The sequence below is a fragment of the Delftia sp. SD018 genome, from assembly GCF_017355445.1.
GTDB classification, from domain to species: domain Bacteria; phylum Pseudomonadota; class Gammaproteobacteria; order Burkholderiales; family Burkholderiaceae_C; genus Comamonas; species Comamonas acidovorans.
The window spans coordinates 61,135-82,872 of the sequence record NZ_JADDRN010000003.1 but is presented as its reverse complement, the minus strand read 5'-3'; the positions used below and the strand labels follow the sequence as shown (position 1 = coordinate 82,872).

Here is a 21,738-nt window from a genome sequence, read left to right as displayed (position 1 = left end):
GTCAAGATTCGCCATGCCTGCAAAACCTGTGACTGATGCGCTTACATCCAACGTTGATGAGGTACTGGCGCGCATGGCTGAAGCCTTGGGACCCGACTGGATGGCGGGCATGGAGGTTCAGCCTGAAACGGTGCGGACATGGCGCAAGCGCGGGGAAGTGCCAGCACGGCAACTGCTGCGGGCCTCGCAGCGAGCGGGCCGGCCGCTGGAGTATTTCAACGGCACGGGCGCAGCGAAGCCTGGGGCTCGGCATGGTGGGGCGGCCGAAGACGAGTTCACGCAGATCGAGATGCTCGATGCGCACGTCAGCGCAGGGCATGGGGCCGTCAACGGCCCCGACGAGGTGATAGGCCGCTTCGCCTTCCGTTCGTCCTGGCTGCAGTCCAAGGGACTGGGCAGGCACAACGCCAAGATCGTGCGTGCCCGTGGAAGATCCATGGCGGACCGCATCAACGACGGCGACATCCTGCTGGTCAACACCTCGGTCGATACGCTGACCCAGGATGGTGTCTATGTGATCGAGCTGGAGGGCGAGAACTACGTCAAGCTGCTGGAGCGCGACTTCAGCACGGGCGGTGTGCGCATCGTCAGCTACAACCCCGCCTATCCGCCCCAGGTTCTGGAAGGCGAAGCCGCCAACCGGCTGCGCATCTGCGGCCGGGTCCTCTGGCACGGCGGAGAACTCTAGCCCCAGGGCCGGCCGGCCGGCATAGCTTCAGAGACTTTGCCGCAGGCCTGAGGCCAGCCTGGGCGTTTCCGTCTTCTCCCCGCCTTTCCTGTCTTCCTCTTTCGTGCATCCATGCATGCCCGAGCGGCAGGACGTTTGCGCTTGCCTGGCCGTTGCGATGTGCCGGGCCAAGGCACATGTGCCTGGCATCCAGATTCGCTGCGCCTGAGAAGGCTCGCTCCTGTGGACGCTGAGACCGGGCCTGCATATGCAGGCCTTATTCATTTTTGCCTGCCTCGGCACAGTCACTCCATCGCAACGACGCATCTTTTTCTGCGTCCCCCACGGAGTGACCCATGTACGCCATCGCACAACTGTTCCTGCTCTTTGCCGCTCATCTGCGGCCCATCGTGGCCGAGGCTGCGGCGAGTGTGGCGGCGGCCTTTCCGGTGCTGCGCTCATGAATGCACTGGCCCAGCATCGCAACGCCATCGTGGCCATCTTGGCCTCGGTGCCGCAGATCGGCGTTGTCCAGGACCGCGAACGCCATGCCGCCAGCGATGCCGAACTGGCAGCCCTGTTCACGTACACGCCGCCTGCAGCAGGCACGGCCCATGTCCGCGGCTGGTGGCTGCGCAGAAGCAGCACGGCCGAGCACGGCAGCAGCACGGCCCGCACGGTAAGCGTGCACCAGTGGACGCTGCATGGCTACCTGGCCATTGCCGACGCCCAGGCCAGCGAGTTGTTGCTGGACGACCTGGTCGAGCAGTTCCGCGCCCTGGTGCGAGCCGATCCGACCCTGGGCGGCGCGTGCCAGCCCGGTCCCCTGGCAGGCAGCGACGACAGCACCGATGGCGTGCAGCTCATGCGTGCCGAGCCTGTGGATTTCGCGGGAGTGCGTTGCCACTCCGTTGTCCTGCAACTCAGAACCTGGAGCTACCTGTGACCTGCACACCCCCGAACCGGGCCTAGACCGGATAACCCGCACCTTTCCCGCAACCCCTGTGGCCCGCGGCGCTGGAGAACGGCGCCCAAGGTCGCGAAACATCTCTTCATCTCTTCAAAGGATTTTCCAAATGGCAGCAAAGATCATGCGCAAGATGGCCCTCCTGGCCCTGGTTGAAACCGTTGTCGGCACGGCCGTCGTACCGCTGGCGGCCAATGCCATGCTGGTCAGCGACGTGACCCTGACCCCCATCGAGGGCGACGTGGTCGAGCGCAACAACATCCGTCCCTTCTTCGGCTCCAGCGGCAGCACCCTGGTCACCGAATACCAGAAGGTGGCGTTCTCCGTGGAATTCGCGGGTGTGGCCGCAGCGGGCGAGCGTCCCGGCGTGACCGACCTGTTGCGTGCGTGTGCCGCCAGCGCCAGCACCGAGACTGGCGTGAAGACGGTCTTCGCTCCCGTGACCGACGGCATCCAGAGCGTGACCATCTACGGCAACGTGGACGGCACCCTCTACAAGATGCATGGCGCACGCGGCGAGGTGGAGTTCAGCACCGATGCCAAGGCCATTCCCAAGTGGAAGTTCGAGTTCACGGGCTCCTTCGTCCCCGCCGTGGATGAGGCCCTGCCGACAGTGGACTACAGCGACTTCGTCGCTCCCCTGGGCGTCAACAAGACCAACACCCAACTGACCCTCGACGGCCTGGCGGTGGCCTGCAGCGCCTTCAGCTTCAAGTGCGGCAACCAGGTGGTCAAGCGCGACCTGATGAACGTGGACACCGTGGAAATCACGGACCGCAAGTCCACGGGCAGCGTCACCTTCGAGAACACCAGCGTGGCCACCAAGGACTGGATCGGCCTGGCGCGCGCCAGCGCCATCGTGCCCGTCACGCTCAAGCACGGCCCCGGCGCCACCAACACCGTCAGTTTCAAGAGCGCGCGCGCCCAGATCGGCAAGCCGACCTACAGCGACAGCGATGGCGTGCAGATGATCACCATCCCCCTGTCGTTCATTCCCTCCGACGCGGGCAACGACGAATGGTCCATCGAGATCTGACGCCTCACCTCCCTGCCTGACAACTACACATCCAAGGATCACCATGGCCGTCAAGATTTCCGGGCTCAAGCCCACCATCTCCGTTCCCGCAACGCTGTACCTGCCCGTCGATGAGGGCAGGTTCGGAGCCCATCACTTTGCCGTCGTGTTCAAGCGCCTGGGCAAGGCGCGGCGTGACGAGATCAATGAACTCATCGTCGTCGGCAAGCCCGCCACGCAGCCCGATGGCTCGCAGGAGGTACGGCGCATGACCATCCCTGAACTGCTCGACGAAGTGGTTGTGGGCTGGGAGGGGATGCTGGGCGACGAAGGAACACCCGTGCCCTACAGCCGCGACGAACGCCTGGCGGCCGAGGAGGCCTACCCGGGACTGGAGCAGGCCATGGCCGTGGCCTGGTTCGACGGACTCAACGTGCACCAGCGGGATGCCGCCACAAAAAACTCCGTGGCGCTGTCCGGCATCACCTCGGCCTCGACGGCGCAGACCGCTATCTCGTAGACGACGAGCTGCGCGCCCAGTGCGCGCAGATGGGGATCGACCCCGACCGGATGGTGCCCGGCGATCTGCAACGCCAGCACCCCGAGGACTACGAACTGTGGCCGGAGCATGCGATGGCCTGGAGCGTGTACCTCGGCTGCTCCACCCAGTGGCGCAGGACGGCCACGCCCTGGGGCCAGTGGCACTGGGACGGGCTGGACTACGCCGGGGCCGAGATCGTGATGCGTCGCTACGCGGTGCCCGCCGCGCAGCGCGGCGAGGTCTTCGCGCAGTTGCAGGTGCTGGAGGCGCAGGCGCTGCGCCAGCTCAACCGGGGCTGAGGCATAGGGGCCTCGGCTCCGGCCTTTCAAGACAAACACAAGCGGTCAAGCATACCGAACAGAGATCAGCATGAGTACAGCCGTCACAAGCATTGGTCCTGCCACATTGCAGACCATTGCAGATCTGAAAAAACTCACTGGACAGCTTCAGCAGGCTGGTGCAGCTGCGGAGAGTCTGCGCGCGCGTCTTGACCTGGCTACAGGTGGCAAGGGTGCGCAGGAAATGGCCTATGTCACGGCGCTTGCGGACCGGCTTGGCCTCCAGCTGGAATCCACGGGCCAAGCCTATGCCGACTTTCTCACCAAGGCGCGTGGCACGGCACTCGAGGGGGAGCCTGTGCGAGCCCTGTTCACTGGCATAGCCAAAGCCAACGTGGCCATGCATTTGTCGGCGGAACAGAGCAGCGCTTCACTTGCCGGCGTGCTTGATCTGATGGGACGAGGTGCGATCAGCGTTGCCGATTTCAACGAGAAGCTGACCCGCATTCCTGCATCGGCACAGATCGGGGCCCAGGCACTCGGCGTGACGAAGGATCGTTTCACGGCGATGCTGCAGGCAGGACAGGTGCTTGCCGATGACTTCCTGCCGCGCTTTGCCGTCGCTCTGCAGCAAACCTTGGGCAATAGCGCCGAGCGCACAGCGGACCGGGTGGGTGCCGGGGCCACGCGCATGGAAAATGCCTGGGGCAAGTTCAAGGCGGCGGTCGGTGATTCTGGTGTGAACCGGGTGATCTCCGTCGGCATGAATGGCATCGCTTATGACATGAATGCCGTTTCCGAGGCGATGTCCAGGGCACGGGACAATGGGTCCGGATTCTTCGGTCAGGTCAACCAGGGCTTGGCCATCCTGATGGGGCGGGCGGTAGGGCTCAACTACGTCAGCATGGCCTTCCAGTCCAACGGGGAAAGGGCCGCCTACCTTGCCAAGGAGCTGCCAAAGGCCGCCGCTGAACTGGAGGCGCTGCAGGCCAGAGGCGCAGCCACCTCGGAAAACATCTATCTGCGCAGTTCGTACTTCGATTTGCTGAAGTACGTTGCCAAACTCAAGCAGGCGCAGCAGGAGCAACTGGCACTGGAAGGCAGACGTGACACAGGCGGTGGCCGGGGATTCATCAATCCGCCTTTTGCGGGCCCTGCTACCCCTTCCGAAGTGATCCCCCGTACGTGGGAAGAACCTCCTAGGGTCAAGGCTGCTCCGGTGGGCAAGGCCACGATTTTGCGGCCATCGCAGGGGGCAGGTAAATCTTCTGGTCAAGACCTTGAATCCTTGGATTTTGCTAAGGCCGCCGCCGATCTCGAAAAGCTGATAGAGACCCATGAGAGCAAAGCCCGCGCCATTCAGGAGAACATTCGACTGGCGCAGCGTGAAACCGAGGAAATCGGACTGACGGGAGCGGCTCTCGAAGAGTTACGTCAAAAACGAGTGGAAGAAGCCGCCAGCCAGCTGGAGGCTCAAGCCATGGTGATGCAAGGCATCGACCTTTCCGGAAGGGCGACCCAGGCATTGTTGGAAGAGGCCAAGGCCATTCGTGATCAGGCCAAGGTCAAAGGCTACAACGAGTCTGCGCGCATGGTGGCTGAGTACGCGAAAAACGTGCAGGTGGCCAACGATGAAGTGCAGTTTGAGCAGTCGCTCGCCGCCATGTCGCAGCGCGACCGCACGATTGCGATCGAGCAGCTAAAGATCGAACTTGATTTGCAGATCAAGCTGGCGGAGATCAACGCCAGGAACAGGGCCGACCCCGAAGAGGCCCGGCGGCTGAGGGAAGAGGCCACGGCCACAGCCAATCAGGCCAAGGCGAATGTCGCCGAGCGCACCCGCGTAAAGGAGACCCAGGCGTCGGTCGACCAGATGGACGAGATGTTCCGCAAGGGCTTCACAGACATGCTGGCCAACGGTACCGAGGGCTGGCGCACGTTCACGAAGAACCTGAGCGCAACGTTCAAGGCTTCGGTTGCCGATGAAATGTACAAGGCGTTTGCGCGGCCATTTATCGTGCCTGTGCTTGCACAGGTACGAGGCATGCTTGGTAACGTAACAGCCAATCTCGGGGTGGGCGGATCTGGCGCTGCCAATGGTGGAGGTTTTCTGAGTCAGGCCGGCAGCGCTTCCGGAGTGCTGGGGCTCGGTGGCGGTACCTTTGGCATGGGCCTGAACGCAGGCGTAGCTGGCATCTTTGGTGAGGCGGGCATTCTGGGGACGCTGGATGCAGGAATCACGGCACTTGGGGCAGGCAACCTTCTGGGGGGGCTCGGAACCTTGATGGGGGCGGCAAGCCCATTTGTGCTGGGTGCGATTGCCATCAGCTCCCTGTTTGGAGGCTTCGGCTCCCGCGGCCCCAACCACGCCGGTGCCGCCTACAGCACCGCTGGCGTCGGCAACGACAAGGCCGCCGAACAGCTGTTCGGCCGTGCGGCCGGAGACTGGTATGACGATCTGACGCAGCGCCACAGCGATGCCGTCGAAAAGCAGCTCAAGACCAGCCTGGACGGCCTGGCCTCGGTCTATGGGGCCCTCAGCAAATACGCGACGGGTAGCGCGCGCGGCATCGACCTGGTCGGTGGCTTTGCCGTCAACGGCCGGTACAGCGACGAGGACGCCTACGGCTACGCCAAGATCATCGACAAGACGACTGGCATGATCCTGGCCGGCTTCGAGAACCGCTCGCTGGGCAACAACCCGGAAGAAGCCTACAAGGCCTTCCTGGGCCAGACCGGTTCACTGCTGGTGTCCGAACTCAAGAAGGCGGACCTGCCCAGCTGGATGCGCACCACGCTGGACTCGCTGGGCGAAGCACCCAATGTCGAGGCGTTGCAGGCTGCCTTCCAGGCCATCGACCTCATCGGCCGCTCCTTTGACGAACTGGGCAAGAAGATCACGGGCTTTGCCGACCTGACCGACCTGGCCTTCGAGTCCCTGATCAAGGCTTCGGGCGGCATCGAGGCGCTGAATGCCAACGCGGGCAGCTTCTACCAGAACTTCTACAGCGAGGATGAGCGCAAGACCATCGCCAAGCGCGAGATGGGCAGCAAGCTCAAGGACTTGGGCGTGGACATCGACCTGGATGCCGACGACGCCCAGGCCCGGTTCCGCAAGCTGGTGGAGGACAAGCTCAAGGCAGCCAACTCCGAGGAGGCGAATGCCAAGGTATTGAAGGACGCCATCTCCAAGGTCCAGGGCACGCAAGGCCTCAAGGACATGGCCAAGACTGGCGCCTTCAAGGACTGGGCCAGCTCCACCCTGGGAGAAGGTTCGGGCGATACCGGGAAACTCGCGGCTGATCTCGAGAACCTGGCAAACACCAGCACGTCGCTGGCCGACTTCACTGCCGGTATGGACAAGCTGATCGGCAATATCGGCGGCACCGGCAAATCTTCGGCCGAGACCGCTGCCGAGCTGCTCAAGCTCAACGACACGTTCAAGGCCGTTACCAAGACATCCGAGGATGCTGCGGCGGCTTCGGCCAAACAGGCGGAGGAAGCCAAGCGCAAGCAGGAGGAGCAGGCGCAGGAGGCGAGGAAGAAGAACGAGGCCGATACGGATGCGGCGTGGAGCCTGCTGCAGCGTTCCGTCGATGCGGAGCGCTCGGCCATACAGGCACGCATCGATGTCGCGCAGGAGCGCGTGGATACCGAGCGCGCCCTCATGGAGACCTTGCGCGGGCATGTCGTCGAACTGCGCGGCCAGATCGAGAGCACCCAGGCCATGGCCTTGGCCAGAGCCAACGAGGTCATTGACCAGGCACTGGCTGCGTACCGGCGCACGGGCTATCTGCCCGAATCGGCTGACATCGGCGAGGCTGTCTCGGTTGCGCGCGGCGGTATTTCCTCGGGCAACTTCCGCTCGCGCCTGGACTATGAGGCCGCGCAGTTGATCCTGGCCAACAAGCTCGAAGTGCTGCATGACGCGGCGGGCGAGCAGCTGTCTGCCGATGAATTGATTCTGGAGCAGGAAAAAAGCCAGGTCGATGCGTTGGAGCGGCTGCTCAAGACCGAGAAGGAGGCGCTGGACATAGCGCGTGGCATCGACACGCGGCTGCTGTCGTCCGATCTCGCATGGGCGGAATTCCGCGCGGCACTGCTCAAGGAAGGAGCGGATACCGGAGGTGGTGCTGGTTCTGGTGAAAGCGGTTCCGGTGGCGGCAGCGGGGGTGCGGACTTTGGTCCTGGGCCAGGTCCTGGAAGTGGGGGTGGCAGCTCCACCGTGCACAGCAAGTACAAGATGCCTGTTGCCGTGCTCGGCGATGGCTTCGCGATCTACGACTACGAAACGGATCCCGAGCGAGTCAAGAAGCTCGATGCGCTGTCGCCAACCTTCCATAAGTACGACGGCACCGGAGACCTGGTGGGACTGGCCAATGACATCAAGGCCCAGGGGGGCACGGCGCTGGATCTTGCCTATCTGTATGGCTACTCGGAGCGCGACGTGCTGGCGGCGTTGGACCAGTTCGGCATTCCGCGCTTCGCCTCGGGTGGCGAGCACTTCGGCGGCCTGCGCCTGGTCGGGGAAAACGGCCCCGAACTCGAGGTCACCGGACCTTCACGGATCCACAGCGCCCAGCAGACGCGGCGCTTGCTGGAGGGTATGCAGGGCGGCGACCTGCACAGGGCCCTCGAGTCCCTACAGCGTCTGACCTATGACCTGGGGCGCCAGCAGATCGTACTGCTGCAAAGCCTCGAAAAGATGGCACGCAAGAGTGACGCCATCGGCGTCAAGCAAAGGGAGACGGCATGAGCGATGAATTCACACGTGGCATGGGATTTGTGCCGCCCCTGCCTATCACGCTGGACAACATGAGCACGAACGTCGCCGCAAGCGGCCTGCAGCCCTGGTCCGCCAGCAAGGCCTATGCGCTCAACGACGAGATCATCGACACCTCGCGCGTGATCTGGCGCAGCATGGCCGGCAGCAATACCGGCAATGACCCCGCCAGTTCTGAAGGCAAGTGGCAAAGGCGCGGTGTGGAAAACCGGCTGCGCATGTTCGATGCCAGCCTGGGTTCGTACACCGAGGCCGATGACCTCATCGAGGTCACCATCAAGCCCGGCCGCGTGGTCACGGACATCGAGCTGCTGGGCCTGCAGGCGCACACGGTCGAGGTGGTGATGACCGACCCCGTGGCCGGCGAGGTGTTCCACAGCGGGCAGCGCCTGGTGCTGCGCCCTTCAGGCAATTCGCACTGGGGCTACTTCTTCAACCCCATAGAGCGCGAACGCAAGCTGTCCATCTCGGGACTGCCGGCCTACACGCAGGCCAGCATCACGATACGCATCGCCAACCTGGGGGCCAAGGCGCGCTGCGCCGAGGTCGTCATCGGCCGTGCCGTCTGGCTGGGCAACACCCAGTGGCGGCCCTCGGTCAGCTTCGACGACTGGAGCCTCAAGAAGCGCGACGACTGGGGCGGCTGGATGGCCGAGCCCGGCGCCTACAGCGACCGCTTGAAGCTGCAGGTCCTCGTTCACGGCACGCAGTACGAGCGCGTGCGCAACGAAATCCTGGCGTATCGCGCCAGACCGGTCGTCTGGATAGGTGCGCGCGGCTACGGCGTGCTCACCACCTACGGCTACATCACGGGCTTCGACCAGGTTCTGGTGGCCCATGGCTTCTCCGATTGCAACCTAACCATTGAAGGACTGGAAGACGATGAACTTCACACCCCCCCCTAGTGCACCCGAGGAATCGGTGGCGATCCCGAATCGTCGCACGGACCCGCAGGACGTCTTCGACGTCAAGACGGATGTCTATCTGAACTGGCTGACGGGCTTTCGTAACTGGACGGAGGGCCTGGTGACGTGGCTCACGACGTTTGTGACGGAAATGGCCCAGGCCATGCTGACGGTCGAGGGCAACAAGAACGCTGCGCAGGCCGCCGCCTCCGCCGCCGCGACCAGCGCCCAGAACGCTGCCATTGTCGCCGGTGCCTCCCGATGGGCGCCGGGCAGCTACGCCCAGGGCGACGCCGTGTGGTCGCCCCAGTCGCTGCTGACCTATCGGCGCGTACCAGCCGGCACCACGGCCAGCGCGCTCGACCCGGCCCAGGATCCCGCGGGCTGGCGGCTGTCCGGTTCACCGCAGTCCATGCCGCAGCAGGAGTTGACAACGGCAGGGCCCCATCACCTGATCGTCGGCATGCACTACATCGTCCTGCATCCGCAGTGCGAATGCCTGATGCCGGCCGGGTCCGCGCCGCAGGAGCAACTGCGCGTCACCAACCGCTCCGGTGCACTGACTCCCGTGCTCAGGCGCAACGGAGGCAAGTTTTCCGGAATCGAGGACGACCTGGCGCTGGACTCGCGCTATGCCGACCGCGTATTTACTCAAACCGCAACCCTGGGGTGGATCTGATGCTTTCCTTCAACAATATCTATGGACAACCTGCCGCGCTGATGCGCCGGCGTATCTGGAGCGGGGAGGAGCGAAAGGTACCAAGTGTGTCCATGTTGACAGCCAACGCCTTTCGGCCCCTTGGTGCAACATCGCCTCCCAACATCGTCCCTGATCACGGTGTAAACAATGGTCGAGTCAACTTCCTGGTGGTTGGTGACAAGGTCTACACCTCTGCTGACCTCAGGACCATGGTGCTGCGCTTCACCCATACCGGCAGCGGACGCTGGCCTGCGATTTACTCGATTGCTGAGCGCGGCGGCAATGTCGTGATTGCATGCGGCAGCGGCGTTCCCTCCTCAAGTGCCACGCAATACGAGTCGTATGTCAGTGTCAACGATGGTCTGACATTCACGTCTTCGCCTCTGGGGGCGGTCCGACGGGTCATGTGTGCTGGCGGGTTTTTCTACGGCTTTCCTGAGTTTCGTGGGCTGAGTCGTTGCGAAACTGGAACAAGCGCCAGCGTAAGCCTGGTGATGCCCGTGGACACTTCCTGGCAATCCGTGGTCTACAACGGCGAGCGGTACTTGACCATTTCCTCCGATGGCACCGTACTGGCAACATCGGTCGATGGACTGAATTTTTCCGTATCGACTACGTTCGCTGCCTTCAAGCTCAGTGCGGACATCCAGCCCCAGAATGCCTTTGCAGTAGGGCGCAGATTCGTGCTGGTTGAAGTGCGGGGCAATACGGTCAGGTCCATCGTGACAGAAGACGGTGCGAGTTTTTCCGAGCAATCGTGGCAGGTTTTTGATGGAGAGAACGGAGAGCGTTGTCTCGGTGTCCCGCAGTATGCGGTGATGGCTGACGGTTGTGCCTATTTGAAGATGTATACGGTCGATTGGGCTCAAATCCGTCGAGTCCGGTTGATTGTGTCGGCGGATGGGATCACTTGGCGGGCATTTCCCCCACTTGCCGGGAGTAATGTGTCAGGGGATAGCACTTCAGCAGGGAAAGCCATGTTTGGCCTGGGGCCCGGCAAGGGCCTGTATGTAGCGCAGGGGCTGGACTCCGTCGTACATGTTTCGGAGACCCTTAACGACCGCGACTTCTATTACGAACTGGGTGCCGCATGAACTACGAATTCAACCTCTGGGGCTGGTACGCAGGCATGTCCACCATGCCCGGCTCGCGCACGACGACACTGCCACCCGACAACATGCAGACGCACGAGACAGCGGGCCGCCCGCGCAGCAACTTCACGGGCCTGGCCTGGGTCGAACTGCCTTATGAGGCCCCGCCCGAGCCGGTGCCCGAACCCGCGATGCCGGAGATCGTCATCACCGGCATCGCGGCCGACAAGGAGGACTTTGTACATACTCCCGACTTCACCGATGCGACGGTGCCGGTGGGCGCCACGCTGGCCTTCTCTGCCGAGCTGCGGGCAGGCGCGCAGGTGTTAGCCAAGGATGACAACTTTCGACTGCCCATCCGGTCGCGCGATGGCCGCGAGCGCGTGGTGCTGGCCTCCATGGCCAAGGGCTTCATTCACTTCTCTGTCCACTTCGAGGACAGTCGGGTCTGGGAAGTGACCGAAGCCATGGTCAATTCCGACCTTCCTCCCGAACGCCACATGCGCTTCAAGGGCATCAAGGTATTTACCGTGGAGGCATGACTTGCTCTGAGGCGTGACAACCAACCAAGCCGGCACCTGCCGGCTTTTTTGCGCCTGCCCACAAGCTAGGTGTTTTCCCCCGCATGTCTTCGCCGCGACAAGCTTTCCATGCAAAATAGCACGAACGTTCGTTTTAACAAGAATTTCGCATGTCCAGCGTTTCCGCCCCACGCCGCACGACCCGTTTGACCGCTGACGCCACGGCCGATCCCAAGGCGGGCTCTTCCGTGCACGAAGCCGCTGCGCCCGCGCCGCGCCGCGCGCTGCACAAGGGGCAGCAGACCAAGGCCACCATTGTGGAGGCTGCCCTCAACCTGGCCACGCACATCGGGCTTGAGGGCCTGTCCATCGGCGCTCTGGCCGAGCTGACGGGCATGAGCAAGTCCGGCGTGTTCGCGCATTTTGGCTCGCGTGAGGAGCTGCAGATTTCCGTGGTGCATGAGTACCACGACCGTTTCGAGCAGGAAGTGTTCTTTCCCGCGCTGGAGGCGCCGCGCGGCGTGGCGCGTCTGCGGGCGCTGTTCGACAACTGGATGAAGCGCACTTCGATCGAGCTGGACTCGGGCTGCATCTATATCAGCGGCGCCGTGGAGTTCGACGACCGCACGGGGCCGGTGCGCGATGCGCTGACGGCCTCGGTCCAGACCTGGCACGCAGCCATGCGCCGCACCATCGTGCAGTGCCGCGAAAGCGGCGACCTGCGTGCCGACCTGGACGAGAACCAGCTGCTGTTCGAGATCCACGGCCTGATCCTGGCCCTGCATTACGAGGCGCGCTTCCTGCGCAACGAAGGCTCCATGCAGCGCGCCATCGACGGCTTCGAGAGCATTCTGGCGCGCTACGCCAGCCCGGCCTGATTTTTTCGCTTCCACCGTTTTCACCGCATCCACCGCAAACCCCGCCATCACAGGAGAAGACAAATGCCCAGCTACAATCCGCCCCTGCGCGACATGCAATTCCTCATGCACGAGGTGTTCAAGGTCACGGACGACTACCAGCAGATGACGGCGCATGCCGAGGTCGATGCCGACACCATCAATGCCGTGCTCGAAGAGGCGGGCAAGTTCGCGGCCAATGTGACGTTTCCGCTGAACATCAGCGGCGATGCAGAGGGCTGCGTGCTCAACAAGGAAACCCACGAGGTCACCACGCCCAAGGGCTTCAAGGAGGCCTACCAGAAGTATGTGGAAGGCGGCTGGCCTTCGCTGTCCTGCGATACGGCCTACGGCGGCCAGGGCCTGCCCTTTGCGGTGAATTCGGCGGTGTACGAGATGCTCAACAGCGCCAACCAGGCCTGGACCATGTACCCGGGCCTGTCGCACGGCGCCTACGAGGCTCTGCATGTGCACGGCACGGAAGAGCAAAAGAAGCTGTACCTGCCCAAGCTGACCAGCGGCGAGTGGACCGGCACCATGTGCCTGACCGAGCCCCATTGCGGCACCGACCTGGGCCTGCTGCGCACCAAGGCCGAGCCCGTGGCCGGCGCGCCCGAGGGCACCTACAAGATCACCGGCAACAAGATCTTCATCAGCGCGGGCGAGCACGATTTCACCGACAACATCGTCCACCTGGTGCTGGCCCGACTGCCCGATGCGCCGGTCGGCTCCAAGGGCATCAGCCTGTTCGTGGTGCCCAAGTTCGTGGTCAAGGCCGATGGTTCGCTGGGCGAGCGCAACCCCATCTTCTGCGGCGCGCTGGAGCACAAGATGGGCATCCACGGCAATGCCACGGCACAGATCAATATCGACGGCGCCATCGGCACCCTGGTGGGCCAGCCGAACAAAGGCCTGCAGGCCATGTTCGTGATGATGAATGCCGCCCGCCTGGGCGTGGGCAACCAGTCGCTGGGCCTGACCGAGGTGGCCTACCAGAACGCCCTGGCCTATGCCAAGGACCGCCTGCAGATGCGCAGCCTGTCGGGCACCAAGGCCAAGGACAAGCCAGCCGATCCCATCATCGTCCACCCCGATGTGCGCCGCATGCTGCTGACGGCCAAGGCCTATGCCGAAGGCGGTCGCGCGCTGGTGACCTACTGCGCCTTCCTGATCGACAAGGAGTTCAACCACCCCGACGAGAAGGTGCGCAAGGACAGCGCCGAGCTGGTGGCGCTGCTGACGCCCATCGTCAAGGCCTTCATCACCGACAACGGCTGGACGGCCACCACCATGAGTCAGCAGGTCTATGGCGGCCATGGCTTCATCACCGAATGGGGCATGGAGCAGTTCGTGCGCGATGCGCGCATCAACATGATCTATGAAGGCACGAACGGCATCCAGGCGCTGGACCTGCTGGGCCGCAAGGTGCTGGGCAACCAGGGCGCCTCGCTCAAGAAGTTCGGCAAGCTGGTGGCGCAGCTGGTGGAGGAAGAGGGCGTCAACGAGAAGATGGCCGAGTTCATCAATCCCATCGCCTACCTGGGCGACCAGATGACCAAGTTCACCACCGAGATCGGCTTCAAGGGCATGCAAAACCCCGACGAGGTGGGTGCCGCGTCCGTGGACTACCTGCGTGTGGCGGGCCACCTGGTGTTCGGCTACTTCTTCGCCCGCATGGCCCAGGTGGCGCTGCGCGAAATCGCCAAGGGCAACACCGACCCGTTCTACCAGGCCAAGCTGCAGACCGCGCGTTTCTACTTCGCCAAGCTGCTGCCCGAGACCGCCACGCTTATGCGCACGGCCCGCGCGGGCAGCAAGTCCCTGATGGACACGGACGCGGCGCTGGCCTGAACGGCTTCACTCCAACATGGGAGCGCGGGCTGTGCGCATCAGCCTGGCCTGCGCACCTTTCTAGGCGAAAGGGGTTTGAAATGAAGGCATATCAAGCACTGGCAGCAATGGTCCTGGGCCTCACGGCTGCCGCAGCGCAGGCGCAGATGACGCCCGTGGGCCTGTGGAAGAGCGTGGACGACAAGAGCGGCGAAGCCAAGTCCGAGATCCGCGTGGCCGAGAACGACGGCGTGGTCACGGGCCGCATCGAGCAGATCCTGCGCAAGGGCGCCGATCCGGCCGCCACCTGCACCGAGTGTTCTGACGACCGCAAGGGCCAGCCGCTCAAGGGGCTGGAGATCATCCGCGGCGCCAAGAAGGCCGAGGGCAAGGACGTCTGGGAAGGCGGAAAGATCCTCGACCCTGAAAACGGCAAGACCTACACGCTGCGCCTGACGCCCATCGAAGGCGGCGCCAAGCTCGAGGTGCGCGGCTCCATCGGCCCCTTCGGCCGCACCCAGACCTGGGTGCGCGTGCAGTAACCATTCCGGAGGGCGGCCGCAGCGGCCACCTTCCTCCCACTTGTGGAATATCCATGTCCCGATTCAATGTGAAGAAAGTCGCCGTGCTCGGCGCTGGCGTGATGGGAGCGCAGATCGCGGCCCATCTGGTCAATGTCAAGGTGCCCGTGGTGCTGTTCGACCTGCCTGCCAAGGAAGGCCCGAAAAGCGGCATCGCCGAGCGCGCCATCGCCAACCTCAAGAAGCTCAAGCCTTCGCCCATCGGCGTGGCCGAGGACACGGACCTGATCCAGCCCGCTAACTACGAGGAGCACCTCAAGCTGCTCAAGGGCTGCGACCTGATCATCGAGGCCATTGCCGAGCGCATGGACTGGAAGCTCGACCTGTACACCAAGATCGCGCCCCATGTGGCCAAGCACGCCATCGTGGCGTCCAACACCTCGGGCCTGTCCATCACCAAGCTGTCCGAGGCGCTGCCTGACGCGATCAAGCCGCGCTTTTGCGGCATCCACTTCTTCAACCCGCCGCGCTACATGCCGCTGGTGGAGCTGATCGCCACGCCGACCACGCAGCCCGTGGTGCTGGACCAGCTCGAAGCCTTCGTCACCAGCGGCCTGGGCAAGGGCGTGGTGCGCGCCAAGGACACGCCCAACTTCATCGCCAACCGCATCGGCATCGCCGGCATGCTGGCCACCATGAAGGAGGTCGAGAACTTCGGCCTGACCTTCGACGTGGTCGATGACCTCACCGGCAAGAAGCTGGGCCGCGCATCCAGCGGCACCTTCCGCACGGCCGACGTGGTGGGCCTGGACACCATGGCCCATGTGATCAAGACGCTGCAGGACAACCTCAGCGCCGAGACCGATCCCTTCTACGGCAGCTTCGGCACGCCGCCCGTGCTGGCCAAGCTGATCGAGCTGGGCAACCTGGGTCAGAAGGCGAAGAAGGGCTTCTACAAGAAGGTCGGCCGCGACATCCTGCAGTTCGAGCTGGACAGCGAGGACTACGTGCCCGCCGGCGGCAAGGCCGACGAGGTCTATGGCCGCATGCTCAAGAAGCCCGCGGCCGAGCGCCTGAAGCTGCTGCGCAATGCCGAGGGCGCGCAGGGCCGCTTCCTGTGGGCCATCCTGCGCAACAGCTTCCACTACGCGGCCATCCACCTGGAGAGCATTGCGGAGTCCGCCCGCGACGTGGACCAGGCCATGCGCTGGGGCTTCGGCATGAAGCAGGGCCCGTTCGAGCTGTGGCAGGAAGCGGGCTGGCTGGAAGTGGCGAAGATGGTCCAGGAGGACATCGATGCCGGCAAGGCATTGAGCAAGGCACCCCTGCCCCAGTGGGTCTTCGAAGGCCCGGTGGCCGAGGCCGGCGGCGTGCACACGGCGCAGGGCTCGTGGAGCCCTGCCAAGGGCCAGTTCGTGCCCCGCCGCGTGCTGCCCGTCTACGAGCGCCAGATCTTCCCCGAGAAGCTGCTGGGCGAAGACAGCCTGCCGGACTGGAAGACGGCCGGCACCACGATCGCCGAATCCAAGGCGCTGCGCACCTGGACGCTGGACGGCCAGATTCTGATCGCCAGCATCAAGAACAAGATGCACGCCATCAGCCCCGAAGTCATGGAAGCGCTGATGGAAGCCGTGGACGTGGCCGAGACCGACTTCCAGGGCATGGTCATCTGGTCGGGCGATGCGCCGTTCAGCGTGGGCGCCGACCTGGAGGCCACCATGCCGGCCTTCGTGATCGGCGGCGCCGACGCCATCGAAAGCGTGGAGCAGGAGCTGCAAAACCTCATGCTGCGCATCCGCTACGCCCAGGTGCCCGTGGTTGCGGCCATCCATGGCATGGCGCTGGGCGGCGGCTGCGAGCTGGCCGTCTACAGCGCGCGCCGCGTGGCGCACATGGAGAGCTACATCGGCCTGGTGGAAGTCGGCGTGGGCCTGGTGCCCGGCGCGGGCGGCCTGACCTACATCGCGCGCCGCGCGGCAGAGAACGCCGCCACCAGCACGGGCAAGGACCTGCTGCCCTTCCTGACCGAAGGCTTCACGGCCGCGGCCATGGCCAAGGTGGGCACCAGTGCCATCGAGTCGCGCAAGCTGGGCTACCTGCTGGACAGCGACCTCATCGTGCCGCACAAGGACGAACTGCTCTTCGTCGCCATCAACGAGGCCAAGTCCATGGCCGCAGGCGGCTGGCGCGCGCCGCTGCCGCGCAGCTTCCCCGTGGCAGGACGCAGCGGCGTGGCCACCATCAAGGGCTCGCTGGTCAACATGCGTGACGGCGGCTTCATCAGCGAGTTCGACCAGCATGTGGCCAGCCTGATCGCCCACGTGGTCTGCGGCGGCGACGTGGATGCGGGCACCCTGGTGGACGAGGCCTATCTGATGAAGCTCGAACGCAAGGCGTTCTGCCACCTGATCGGCCATCCGAAGACCCATGAACGCATTCTCGGAATGCTGAACACCGGCAAGCCCGTCCGGAATTGATATGTCCCCCCTGAGTCGCTTCGCGCCTTCCCCCCAGGGGGACGACAGCCTCGCGGCGGGGCGGCCCTTGCTTGCTGTCCCTGACTTGGGACATGCGTGCGTTGCGGGCCGCGAATAACTGAGATCTATGAGCAATCTCCATGAAACAAATCCAAGACGCCTACATCGTCGCCGCCACGCGCACGCCCATCGGCAAGTCGCACAAGGGCTTTTTCCGCAACTACCGTCCCGACGACCTGCTGGCGACCACGCTGAAGGCCGCGCTGGCCCAGGTGCCGGGGCTGGACCCGGCTGCCATCGAGGACATCATCTGCGGCTGCGCCATCCCCGAGGCCCAGCAGGGCCTGAACGTGGCGCGCATCAGCGCCGTGCTGGCGGGCCTGCCCACCAGCGTGGGCGGCATCACCGTGAACCGCTTCTGCGCCTCGGGCCTGTCGGCCGTGGCCATGGCGGCGGACCGCATCCGCGTGGGCGAGGCTGACGTGATGATCGCGGCCGGCGTCGAGAGCATGAGCATGGTGCCCATGATGGGCAACGCGCCCTCGCTGTCGCCGTCCATCTTCGAGCGCGATGGCGACGTGGGCATTGCCTACGGCATGGGCCTGACGGCCGAGAAGGTGGCCCAGCAGTGGAAGGTCTCGCGCGATGCGCAGGACGCCTTTGCGCTGGAGTCGCACCGCCGTGCCCTGGCCGCGCAGCAGGCCGGCGAGTTCAAGGACGAGATCACGCCCATCGAGGTCACCGACCGGGGCCTGGACCTGGCCAAGGGCGAGCCCGTGGTGCGCACGCGCACCGTGGAGCTGGACGAGGGAGCACGCCCCGACACCAGCCTGGAAGGCCTGGGCAAGCTGCGCACCGTGTTCGCGGCGCGCGGCTCGGTGACGGCCGGCAACAGCTCGCAGACCAGCGATGGCGCAGGCGCGCTGATCCTGGCCAGCGGCGCTGCCGTGCAGCGCTTCGGCCTCACGCCGCTGGCGCGCTTCGTGAGCTATGCCAGCAAGGGTGTGCCGCCGGCCATCATGGGCATCGGCCCCATCGAGGCCATCCCGGCCGCGCTGCGCTATGCGGGCCTCAAGCAGGACGACATCGACTGGTTCGAGCTCAACGAAGCCTTTGCCGCCCAGTCGCTGGCCGTGGTCAACACGCTGGGTCTAGACCCCGCCAAGGTCAACCCCATGGGCGGCGCGATTGCCCTGGGCCACCCGCTGGGTGCCACGGGCGCCATCCGCTCGGCCACCGTGGTGCATGCGCTGCGCCGCAAGCAATTGCGCTACGGCATGGTGACGATGTGCGTCGGAATGGGCCAGGGCGCCGCCGGCATCTTCGAGCGGGTCTGACCGTTGCTCAAAGCCCCGTTCGCGGGGCTTTGTTTTTTCCGCTCATCCCATCCTTTCCCATCCATGCGAGCCGGCACAGAAACGGCACCGACCAGGAGACAGCCATGGAACAACACCAACTCAGCAGCGATGGCGCCACGCTGGCGCTGCGCGTCTACACGCCCGCTGGCCCGCCGCGCGCCAGCGTGGTCATCGGCGGGGCCATGGGGGTGCGCCAGGCCTTCTACGAGGCCTTTGCCACCTGGCTTGCGGGCCAGGGCTATCGGGTGACCAGCTTTGACTACCGGGGCCATGGCGATTCCCTGCAAGGCTCTTTGCGCCAGGTGCGTGCCGACCTGTGCGACTGGGCGCGCGACTACGAGGCAGTCATCGCCCATGCCAAGGCGCAGTTGCCGGACCAGCCGCTGTTCCTGATCGGCCACAGCCTGGGCGCCCAGCTGCCGGGCCTGCTGCGCTCCCCGCAGTTGGTGGACGGCCTTTTGAGCATTGCGGCCGGCAGCGGCTACTGGCGCGACAATGCGCCCCGCCTCAAGCGCATGGTTCCCTATTTCTGGCATGTGCTGGTGCCCGTGGCCACGCGCCTGTGCGGCTACTTTCCGGGCCGGCGCCTGCGCAAGGTGGGCGACCTGCCGGCCGGCGTCATGCTGCAGTGGCGCCGCTGGTGCCTGAACCCGCGCTACAGCGTGGGTGCCGAGGGCGAGGCCGCCGCGCGCAGCTACGCCGCCGTGCGCTTTCCGGTGATGGCGCTGTCCATGAGCGACGACGAACTCATGACCTGGCGCGGCACCGAGCACCTGTTCGCGCTCTACGCCAATGCCCCCAGCCGCATCGAGCGCATCGAACCCAAGGCCCTGCAGTTGCGGCGCATAGGGCATTTCGGCTTCTTCCGCGCCGATATGCGCGACGCGCTCTGGGGCCGGGCCGTGGACGTGTTCTCGGGCTGGACCAAGGCGCCGGCCGCCGCGGCCCACCCGCGCTTTCCCTCACCCGCAGAGTCGCCGGCTTGACGGACGCGGGCGACGCTTGCCATCACACTCGTTTGCCATGAGCACAGACATCCATCCTCTCGACCAGGCCGTGGCGCTCACGCCCACCGGCGCCGTTGGCCACTACCAGGGCCAGACCACGCAGGACTACTGGAACATGGTGGGCCCGTACGGCGGCATCACCGCCGCCGCGCTGGTGCAGGCCATCCAGCAGCATCCGCTGTGCCTGGGCGATCCGCTGTCCATCACCGTCAACTACGCAGCCGCGCTGGGCGCGGGGCGCTTCGACATCGAAGCCCGCCCCGTGCGCACCAACCGCTCCACCCAGCACTGGCTGCTGACCATCACCCAGCCCGACCAGGATGGCGATGCCCAGGTCGTCACCACGGCCACGGCCGTCACGGCCGTGCGGCGCAGCACCTGGAGCGGCACCGACCTGGCCATGCCCGAGGTACCGTCGCCCGCCGCCGTGTCGCGCGTGCCGCCTCTGGGCGGCGTGGAATGGCTCAACCGCTACGACATGCGCTTTCTCGACGGCATCATTCCCCAGACCTGGGATGGCCGCGAGACCGACAGCCTCACGCGCCTGTGGGTGCGCGACGAGCCGCCGCGCGCACTGGATTTTTGCGCGCTGGCCGGCCTGGCTGACGTATTCTTCCCGCGCGTGTGGCTGCGCCGCGCACAGCGCACCCCGGCGGGCACGGTGTCCATCACCGTCTACTTCCATGCGGGGCGTGAGGAACTGGCCGCCGCAGGCACGGGCCACCTGCTGGCCCAGGCGCGCGGCCAGGAATTTCGCAACGGCTTCTTCGACCAGAGCGCCCAGCTGTGGAGCGAGGCCGGCGTGATGCTGGCGACCAGCCACCAGATCGTGTATTTCAAGGAATAAGCAAGGCAAGACCATCATGAGCGAAACCACCCAGGACATCCTCGTGCACACCGAAGCCGGTGTCTGCACCATCACCTTCAACCGCGCAGACAAGAAGAACTCCATCACCGAGGCCATGTACGCCAGCATGGCCGATGCGCTGGCCCAGGCCGGCGAAGACGCCGCCGTGCGCTGCGTGGTCTTCCAGGGCGACATGGCCATCTTCAGCGCGGGCAACGACATTGCCGACTTCCTCAAGCAGTCGGCCGGCGGCGGCGCCAGGCCGGAGGGCGAGCAGCGCCCCGTCTGGCGCTTCCTGCACAACATCGCCGCCTTTCCCAAGCCCGTGATCGCCGCCGTCTGCGGCCCGGCCGTGGGCATCGGCACGACCTTGCTGCTGCACTGCGACCTGGTCTATGCGGGCGACAACGCGGCCTTCTCGCTGCCCTTCGTGAACCTGGGCCTGTGCCCCGAAGCGGCCTCCAGCCTGCTGCTGCCCCAGATGCTCGGCTACCACCGCGCGGCCGAGGCCCTGCTGCTGGGCGAGCCCTTCCTGGCCGAAGCCGCACTGGAGGTGGGCCTGGTCAACCGCGTCGTGCCGCCCAGCGAATGCAATGCACTGGCCCAGGCCCAGGCCAGGAAGCTGGCCGCCAAGCCTCTGTCGGCCCTGATCGAGACCAAGCGCCTCATGAAGGCCGGCCAGTCCGGCCTGGTGCGCGAGCGCATGGCCGAGGAGGGAGCGAGCTTTGGCAAGCTGATGGGCGGGCCTGCTGCCAAGGAGGCGTTCACCGCGTTCATGGAGAAGCGCAAGCCGGACTTCAGCCAGTGCTGAAATCCACGAAGGTCTCCGAGGCGCCCGTGCAGTTCGAGCCCGAGTTCATCGCCGGGCTGCGCGAAGTGTTCGAGCGCCAGATCGCCTTCAACCAGGTGCTGGGCCTGCGCATCACTGAAGTGCTGCCCGAGCGGGTTGAAGGCCGCATCACCATGCGGCCCGAGCTCATCGGCCACGCCGCCTACCAGCGCATCCACGGCGGCGTGATCAGCGCCGGCCTGGACTCCATGGGCGGCCTGGCCGTCATGGCCGCCATCGGCGCCAAGCACATGGACGATGCGCCGCTGCAGCGCCTGCACCGCTTCTCGCGACTGGGCACCATCGACCTGCGCGTGGACTACCTGCGCCCCGGCATAGGCAGCGAATTCATCCTGCGCGCCGAGGTGCTGCGGCTGGGTTCACGCGTGGCCAACACGCGCATGGAATTCCTGGGGGCCGATGGCAGCTTGCTGTCCACGGGGACGGCGGCGTACATCGTTTCTTGAAGCATGGCCCGCTGACTGCGGGCCTTCTTTTTGCGTCT

At 65.0% G+C, this 21,738-nt stretch carries 19 protein-coding genes; all 19 read left to right on the top strand.

The window, feature by feature from the left end:
• The first annotated feature begins 73 nt into the window (after positions 1-73).
• The 19 genes from INR38_RS05280 to INR38_RS05190 all read left to right on the top strand — a co-directional run bounded on the left by INR38_RS05280 (position 74) and on the right by INR38_RS05190 (position 21,700).
• Positions 74-688 (top strand): S24 family peptidase, encoded by a 615-nt coding sequence (locus INR38_RS05280; RefSeq protein WP_013804208.1) that lies wholly within the window; start codon positions 74-76, stop codon positions 686-688.
• Between the two features lie 439 nt (positions 689-1,127).
• Complete coding sequence (locus tag INR38_RS05275; RefSeq protein ID WP_016446440.1) at positions 1,128-1,613, top strand: hypothetical protein; 486 nt, start codon at positions 1,128-1,130, stop codon at positions 1,611-1,613.
• A 130-nt stretch (positions 1,614-1,743) separates the two neighbouring features.
• The gene (locus INR38_RS05270) at positions 1,744-2,670 is read left to right on the top strand and encodes a phage tail tube protein (protein WP_207444129.1); all 927 of its coding nucleotides are present in this window, start codon (positions 1,744-1,746) and stop codon (positions 2,668-2,670) included.
• Between the two features lie 43 nt (positions 2,671-2,713).
• Entirely contained in the window at positions 2,714-3,169 is a 456-nt protein-coding gene (locus INR38_RS05265) for a hypothetical protein (RefSeq protein ID WP_012203259.1), read from the top strand.
• A 29-nt stretch (positions 3,170-3,198) separates the two neighbouring features.
• Entirely contained in the window at positions 3,199-3,489 is a 291-nt protein-coding gene (locus INR38_RS05260) for a DUF1799 domain-containing protein (RefSeq protein ID WP_012203260.1), read from the top strand.
• 70 nt (positions 3,490-3,559) lie between these two features.
• A complete protein-coding gene (locus tag INR38_RS05255) occupies positions 3,560-8,224 on the top strand; it encodes a tape measure protein (protein ID WP_207444128.1) in 4,665 nt (1,554 codons plus the stop codon).
• Positions 8,221-9,156: a hypothetical protein gene (locus INR38_RS05250; RefSeq protein ID WP_207444127.1), complete on the top strand. Its 936-nt coding sequence runs from the start codon at positions 8,221-8,223 to the stop codon at positions 9,154-9,156. Before INR38_RS05255 ends, INR38_RS05250 begins: the two co-directional genes overlap by 4 nt.
• Entirely contained in the window at positions 9,134-9,835 is a 702-nt protein-coding gene (locus INR38_RS05245) for a hypothetical protein (RefSeq protein WP_207444126.1), read from the top strand. The genes INR38_RS05250 and INR38_RS05245 overlap by 23 nt, the downstream gene beginning before the upstream one ends.
• Positions 9,835-10,950: a hypothetical protein gene (locus INR38_RS05240; protein WP_207444125.1), complete on the top strand. Its 1,116-nt coding sequence runs from the start codon at positions 9,835-9,837 to the stop codon at positions 10,948-10,950. Before INR38_RS05245 ends, INR38_RS05240 begins: the two co-directional genes overlap by 1 nt.
• Positions 10,947-11,489, top strand: coding sequence for a hypothetical protein (locus INR38_RS05235; protein ID WP_207444124.1), 543 nt, complete (start codon positions 10,947-10,949; stop codon positions 11,487-11,489). Before INR38_RS05240 ends, INR38_RS05235 begins: the two co-directional genes overlap by 4 nt.
• 149 nt (positions 11,490-11,638) lie before the next feature.
• Entirely contained in the window at positions 11,639-12,346 is a 708-nt protein-coding gene (locus tag INR38_RS05230; RefSeq protein WP_013804200.1) for a TetR/AcrR family transcriptional regulator, read from the top strand.
• A 63-nt stretch (positions 12,347-12,409) separates the two neighbouring features.
• A complete protein-coding gene (locus INR38_RS05225; protein WP_012203267.1) occupies positions 12,410-14,215 on the top strand; it encodes an acyl-CoA dehydrogenase C-terminal domain-containing protein in 1,806 nt (601 codons plus the stop codon).
• Positions 14,216-14,295: 80 nt separating this feature from the next.
• A complete protein-coding gene (locus tag INR38_RS05220) occupies positions 14,296-14,736 on the top strand; it encodes a DUF2147 domain-containing protein (protein ID WP_012203268.1) in 441 nt (146 codons plus the stop codon).
• Between the two features lie 53 nt (positions 14,737-14,789).
• Positions 14,790-17,192: a 3-hydroxyacyl-CoA dehydrogenase/enoyl-CoA hydratase family protein gene (locus INR38_RS05215; RefSeq protein ID WP_207444123.1), complete on the top strand. Its 2,403-nt coding sequence runs from the start codon at positions 14,790-14,792 to the stop codon at positions 17,190-17,192.
• Positions 17,193-17,332: 140 nt separating this feature from the next.
• The gene (locus INR38_RS05210; protein ID WP_016446429.1) at positions 17,333-18,529 is read left to right on the top strand and encodes an acetyl-CoA C-acyltransferase; all 1,197 of its coding nucleotides are present in this window, start codon (positions 17,333-17,335) and stop codon (positions 18,527-18,529) included.
• Between the two features lie 104 nt (positions 18,530-18,633).
• Positions 18,634-19,536, top strand: a complete 903-nt coding sequence (locus INR38_RS05205) for an alpha/beta fold hydrolase (protein WP_016451807.1) — start codon at positions 18,634-18,636, stop codon at positions 19,534-19,536.
• 37 nt (positions 19,537-19,573) lie between these two features.
• Positions 19,574-20,404 (top strand): thioesterase family protein, encoded by an 831-nt coding sequence (locus INR38_RS05200; protein WP_207444122.1) that lies wholly within the window; start codon positions 19,574-19,576, stop codon positions 20,402-20,404.
• Between the two features lie 16 nt (positions 20,405-20,420).
• Complete coding sequence (locus INR38_RS05195) at positions 20,421-21,215, top strand: enoyl-CoA hydratase (RefSeq protein WP_207444121.1); 795 nt, start codon at positions 20,421-20,423, stop codon at positions 21,213-21,215.
• On the top strand, positions 21,209-21,700 hold the full coding sequence (locus tag INR38_RS05190; protein WP_088166039.1) for a thioesterase family protein: 492 nt from the start codon (positions 21,209-21,211) through the stop codon (positions 21,698-21,700). Before INR38_RS05195 ends, INR38_RS05190 begins: the two co-directional genes overlap by 7 nt.
• Positions 21,701-21,738: the final 38 nt, after the last annotated feature.